At 63.8% G+C, this 323-nt stretch carries 1 protein-coding gene; it reads left to right on the top strand.

All coding sequences use genetic code 11. The features are described from left to right. Nucleotides 1-323 (top strand): tyrosine-type recombinase/integrase (locus tag AACQ38_RS23920; RefSeq protein ID WP_165579259.1); only part of this gene is annotated, 323 nt, incomplete at both ends.

Genomic DNA, 323 nt, shown 5'->3' with positions numbered 1-323 from the left:
TATCCGGGCCGCCGGCATTGAAATAAAAGGCGCCTGCCACCACGATAGGCACGCGATGGCGACCCCGATGCTGGAGAACGGCGCGGACCTGCGCTGGATACAGGCCATGTTAGGCCATGCCAGCGTGGAATCCACCCAGGTGTATACGCAGGTCTCTATCCGGGCCTTGCAGGCGGTACACGCCAGTACGCATCCGGCGGAGCAAATGGCCGACGAAAAAGTCCGCGACGCCGATGAGGTGGGTTTACTGGCCGACCTGTACGCCGACGATAACGCCGGCACGGACACGCCGCCGGACAGTTCAGAGCCGACCTCAACCGCCG

Source organism: Photorhabdus sp. RW14-46, assembly GCF_963887965.1.
Classification (GTDB): Bacteria; Pseudomonadota; Gammaproteobacteria; order Enterobacterales; family Enterobacteriaceae; genus Photorhabdus; species Photorhabdus laumondii.
Note: the sequence above shows the minus strand (reverse complement) of the source record. Positions and strands in the feature narration are given on the sequence as shown.